The following is a 5,602-nucleotide window of genomic DNA, read 5'->3' as shown; positions in this document are numbered from 1 at the left end:
AGAGGTAAGCCTCGCTTTCCTCCGGTGGTTTCTTGCGGTCTGAAGGGTTCGCTCTTCTCTCCGAAAGATCTCTGAAAAGAGCGGTTGACACGGGGTTTGCGGTTCTCTAAATCGCCGCCTCCGCCGACGACACGGCGTTAAACGGTCGGGCCTCTCCGGAGGTTCCAGGGTCTTTGACATTGTTGATTTGGAAAGAGAAACGCAGGCGGCGGTGTTCTTGCGATGACCCTAGAAGGTCATCATACGACACTGACTATCTGCGGTCTTTTTGAAAAGATACCATGCGTCGGTCTTCGGATCGATGACGTGGGAACTCGTCAATAAAATACGTAGAACTAATGCCAAGGACGACTTCGGTCGGTCCGATGCTTAGGTCAGAAGTCAACTCAACCTGAGAGTTTGATCCTGGCTCAGAGCGAACGCTGGCGGCAGGCCTAACACATGCAAGTCGAACGAACTCTTCGGAGTTAGTGGCGGACGGGTGAGTAACACGTGGGAACGTGCCTTTAGGTTCGGAATAACTCAGGGAAACTTGTGCTAATACCGAATGTGCCCTTCGGGGGAAAGATTTATCGCCTTTAGAGCGGCCCGCGTCTGATTAGCTAGTTGGTGAGGTAAAGGCTCACCAAGGCGACGATCAGTAGCTGGTCTGAGAGGATGATCAGCCACATTGGGACTGAGACACGGCCCAAACTCCTACGGGAGGCAGCAGTGGGGAATCTTGCGCAATGGGCGAAAGCCTGACGCAGCCATGCCGCGTGAATGATGAAGGTCTTAGGATTGTAAAATTCTTTCACCGGGGACGATAATGACGGTACCCGGAGAAGAAGCCCCGGCTAACTTCGTGCCAGCAGCCGCGGTAATACGAAGGGGGCTAGCGTTGCTCGGAATTACTGGGCGTAAAGGGAGCGTAGGCGGACATTTAAGTCAGGGGTGAAATCCCGGGGCTCAACCTCGGAATTGCCTTTGATACTGGGTGTCTTGAGTATGAGAGAGGTGTGTGGAACTCCGAGTGTAGAGGTGAAATTCGTAGATATTCGGAAGAACACCAGTGGCGAAGGCGACACACTGGCTCATTACTGACGCTGAGGCTCGAAAGCGTGGGGAGCAAACAGGATTAGATACCCTGGTAGTCCACGCCGTAAACGATGATTGCTAGTTGTCGGGATGCATGCATTTCGGTGACGCAGCTAACGCATTAAGCAATCCGCCTGGGGAGTACGGTCGCAAGATTAAAACTCAAAGGAATTGACGGGGGCCCGCACAAGCGGTGGAGCATGTGGTTTAATTCGAAGCAACGCGCAGAACCTTACCACCTTTTGACATGCCTGGACCGCCACGGAGACGTGGCTTTCCCTTCGGGGACTAGGACACAGGTGCTGCATGGCTGTCGTCAGCTCGTGTCGTGAGATGTTGGGTTAAGTCCCGCAACGAGCGCAACCCTCGCCATTAGTTGCCATCATTTAGTTGGGAACTCTAATGGGACTGCCGGTGCTAAGCCGGAGGAAGGTGGGGATGACGTCAAGTCCTCATGGCCCTTACAGGGTGGGCTACACACGTGCTACAATGGCGACTACAGAGGGTTAATCCTTAAAAGTCGTCTCAGTTCGGATTGTCCTCTGCAACTCGAGGGCATGAAGTTGGAATCGCTAGTAATCGCGGATCAGCATGCCGCGGTGAATACGTTCCCGGGCCTTGTACACACCGCCCGTCACACCATGGGAGTTGGTTCTACCCGAAGGCGCTGCGCTGACCGCAAGGAGGCAGGCGACCACGGTAGGGTCAGCGACTGGGGTGAAGTCGTAACAAGGTAGCCGTAGGGGAACCTGCGGCTGGATCACCTCCTTTCTAAGGATGCTTCTCCAGGCCGTCTCTCACGAGACTGTCTATTGAGGCTCCAATAAACGGCGGAACGCCGCCGTCTCCGTTTCTCTTTCCACTTTCGTCATCGACGCCTCGGCCATACGGGTCGTTGAGTTGGTGACGCGATCGCGAGCCTGGGTGTTTATGACCCGGCTGTCGCTGCCATAGGCCCGTAGCTCAGGTGGTTAGAGCGTACGCCTGATAAGCGTAAGGTCGGCAGTTCGAGTCTGCCCGGGCCTACCAGCCCTGCTGGACTTCAGCCTTGGACAGTATCGTATGACAGCTCTCCTGGGCTTCGCACCATTCCTGATGGAATGGGGCCATAGCTCAGTTGGTAGAGCGCCTGCTTTGCAAGCAGGATGTCGTCGGTTCGACTCCGTCTGGCTCCACCAGGATCTTGTGATCGCATTCAAGTTTGCCGTCGGCCTTTGGGTTGGCGTGCATTGATATCGTAAAGGAAGAACGTGACCGGCTCCCCTGAGCTTTGAGGTCCTGTTCGAGAAGAAGACATTGTCTGACAAAAATCAGGCTTGGTCCCCCGGCATCTTTCCAGTCGGGCGGAATACACCAAGCATGAGTTTTGCTGAGAAACGATCAAACGTTGAAGGGCTTCTGACGGATGCCTTGGCGTAGAGAGGCGATGAAGGACGTGGCAAGCTGCGATAAGAACCGGGGAGGCGCTAGCACCCTTTGATCCGGTTATTTCCGAATGGGGAAACCCACCTTTACAGTCTTCCAACTCTGTTTCTTCGGAAGCAGCGATTGGCGGATTGTTGAAAGGTATAATGAGCTGAATACATAGGCTTCATTAAGCGAACCCGGGGAACTGAAACATCTCAGTACCCGGAGGAAAGGACATCAACCGAGACTCCCGTAGTAGTGGCGAGCGAACCGGGACCAGGCCAGTGCTCTTGTGAAATAAAGACGAACGATCTGGAAAGGTCGGCCATAGTGGGTGAAAGCCCCGTAGTCATCAAACAGCAAGAGACTCGAGTAGGGCGGGACACGTGAAATCCTGTCTGAACATGGGGGGACCACCCTCCAAGCCTAAGTACTCCTCTACGACCGATAGTGAACAAGTACCGTGAGGGAAAGGTGAAAAGCACCCCGACAAGGGGAGTGAAACAGATCCTGAAATCGGAAGCCTACAAGCAGTCGGAGCCGCCAAGCGCGGTGACGGCGTACCTTTTGTATAATGGGTCAGCGACTTCATGTGTCGAGCAAGCTTAAGCCGTTAGGTGTAGGCGCAGCGAAAGCGAGTCTGAATAGGGCGCTAAGTTCGACGTATGACGACCCGAAACCAGGTGATCTATCCATGAGCAGGTTGAAGGTTGGGTAACACCAACTGGAGGACCGAACCCGTGAATGTTGAAAAATTCTGGGATGACTTGTGGATAGGGGTGAAAGGCCAATCAAACCTGGACATAGCTGGTTCTCCGCGAAATCTATTTAGGTAGAGCGTCCGACGAATTCCTTGGGGGGTAGAGCACTGGATGGTTGCGGGCTGCGCGAGCGGTACCAATACTAACCAAACTCCGAATACCCAAGAGAACTATCGGGCAGACACACGGCGGGTGCTAACGTCCGTCGTGAAAAGGGAAACAACCCTAACCATCATCTAAGGCCCCCAAGTCACGGCTAAGTGGGAAACGATGTGGGATTGCTTTGACAATCAGGAGGTTGGCTTAGAAGCAGCCATCCTTTAAAGAAAGCGTAACAGCTCACTGATCAAGCGATCCTGCGCGGAAAATGTAACGGGGCTCAAGCCGTGCGCCGAAGATATGGGTTTGCAGTTTACTGCAAGCGGTAGCGGAGCGTTCCGTAGGCCGGTGAAGGTCAGGCGTGAGCCTGGCTGGAGGTATCGGAAGTGAGAATGCTGACATGAGTAACGATAAGAGTGTGAGAGACACTCTCGCCGAAAGACCAAGGGTTCCTGCGTAAAGCTAATCTGCGCAGGGTTAGTCGGCCCCTAAGGCGAGGCTGAAAAGCGTAGTCGATGGGAAGCAGGTAAATATTCCTGCACCAGCTGGAAGTGACGGATGGCTTAACTCGTACCCACTTATTGGATTGTGTGTGCGGGGGCGTTGTCCCAGGAAATAACTCCAGCAGAGACCGTACCCGAAACCGACACAGGTGGTCAGGTAGAGCATACCAAGGCGTTTGAGAGAACTATGCTGAAGGAACTCGGCAAATTGCACGCGTAACTTCGGAATAAGCGTGACTCACCTTGCGCAAGCAGGACTGAGTGGCACAAGCCAGGGGGTAGCGACTGTTTAGCAAAAACACAGGGCTCTGCGAAGCAGCAATGCGACGTATAGGGTCTGACGCCTGCCCGGTGCCTGAAGGTTAAAGGGAGATGTGAAAGCGTCGAACTGAAGCCCAGGTAAACGGCGGCCGTAACTATAACGGTCCTAAGGTAGCGAAATTCCTTGTCGGGTAAGTTCCGACCTGCACGAATGGCGTAACGACTTCCCCACTGTCTCCAGCATAGGCTCAGTGAAATTGAATTCCCCGTGAAGATGCGGGGTTCCCGCGGTCAGACGGAAAGACCCTATGAACCTTTACTATAGCTTCGCCTTGGCGTTAGCGACCGTATGTGTAGGATAGGTGGGAGACTATGAAACCGGGGCGCCAGCTCTGGTGGAGTCGTCCTTGAAATACCACCCTTACTGTCGTTGACGTCTAACCGAGGGCCGTTATCCGGTCCCGGGACATGGCGTGGTGGGTAGTTTGACTGGGGCGGTCGCCTCCTAAAGTGTAACGGAGGCGCGCGATGGTGGGCTCAGACCGGTCGGAAATCGGTCGTCGAGTGCAATGGCATAAGCCCGCCTGACTGCGAGACTGACAAGTCGAGCAGAGACGAAAGTCGGCCATAGTGATCCGGTGGTCCCGAGTGGAAGGGCCATCGCTCAACGGATAAAAGGTACTCTAGGGATAACAGGCTGATTTTGCCCAAGAGTCCATATCGACGGCAAAGTTTGGCACCTCGATGTCGGCTCATCACATCCTGGGGCTGGAGCAGGTCCCAAGGGTATGGCTGTTCGCCATTTAAAGTGGTACGTGAGCTGGGTTCAGAACGTCGTGAGACAGTTTGGTCCCTATCTGCCGTGGGTGTTCGAAGCTTGAGAGGATCTGTCCCTAGTACGAGAGGACCGGGATGGACATACCTCTGGTGTACCTGTCATGGCGCCAGCTGTGCAGCAGGGTAGCTAAGTATGGAATAGATAACCGCTGAAAGCATCTAAGCGGGAAACTAACCTCAAAACAAGGCTTCGCTGAGGATCGTGGAAGACTACCACGTTGATAGGCCAGGTGTGGAAGTGGGGCGACCCATGAAGCTTACTGGTACTAATAATCCGATCGGTTTGATCGTTTCTCAGCAAAACTCATTCGATGATCGTTCAGACCAGAACGATCGCAGACAATGTCTTCTCATCATCCGCTGTCCCCCTGGTTGACCTGGTGGCTATGTCGGAGGTTCCCCACCCGATCCCATTCCGAACTCGGTCGTTAAGCCCTCCAGAGCCAATGGTACTTCGTCTCAAGGCGCGGGAGAGTAGGTCGCCGCCGGGTCTACCAGGCGGACAGCCGATGATGAACAAAAACCGCAATCGCGGTCCTTCTCGAAACCGTTCTTCCTTCTCGATACACTACCGTTTGCCGCGGGATGGAGCAGCCCGGTAGCTCGTCAGGCTCATAACCTGAAGGTCGTAGGTTCAAATCCTACTCCCGCACCCAA

Annotated in this window: 3 tRNA genes and 3 rRNA genes; all 6 read left to right on the top strand. The window is 54.3% G+C overall.

Features of this window, described 5'->3' with window-relative positions:
* Positions 1–387: 387 nt before the first annotated feature.
* The 6 genes from ABIC32_RS15230 (at position 388) to ABIC32_RS15205 (ending at position 5,601) form a co-directional block, all read left to right on the top strand.
* Positions 388–1,848 (top strand): 16S ribosomal RNA (locus tag ABIC32_RS15230).
* 181 nt (positions 1,849–2,029) lie between these two features.
* A tRNA-Ile gene (locus tag ABIC32_RS15225) sits at positions 2,030–2,106 on the top strand.
* Positions 2,107–2,179: 73 nt separating this feature from the next.
* Positions 2,180–2,255: transfer RNA gene (locus tag ABIC32_RS15220), tRNA-Ala, on the top strand.
* 200 nt (positions 2,256–2,455) lie between these two features.
* Positions 2,456–5,236, top strand: a 23S ribosomal RNA gene (locus ABIC32_RS15215).
* 85 nt (positions 5,237–5,321) lie between these two features.
* Positions 5,322–5,436: ribosomal RNA gene (gene rrf, locus ABIC32_RS15210) — 5S ribosomal RNA — on the top strand.
* Together the 16S, 23S and 5S rRNA genes with 3 tRNA genes alongside form the textbook arrangement of a ribosomal RNA operon.
* 88 nt (positions 5,437–5,524) lie before the next feature.
* Positions 5,525–5,601 (top strand) — tRNA-Met (locus ABIC32_RS15205).
* Position 5,602 lies beyond the last annotated feature (1 nt).

The sequence above is a fragment of the Brevundimonas sp. 1080 genome, from assembly GCF_040545985.1.
GTDB lineage: Bacteria > Pseudomonadota > Alphaproteobacteria > Caulobacterales > Caulobacteraceae > Brevundimonas.
The sequence above is the reverse complement of the archived record's forward strand: the minus strand, read 5'-3'. Positions and strand labels throughout refer to the sequence as shown.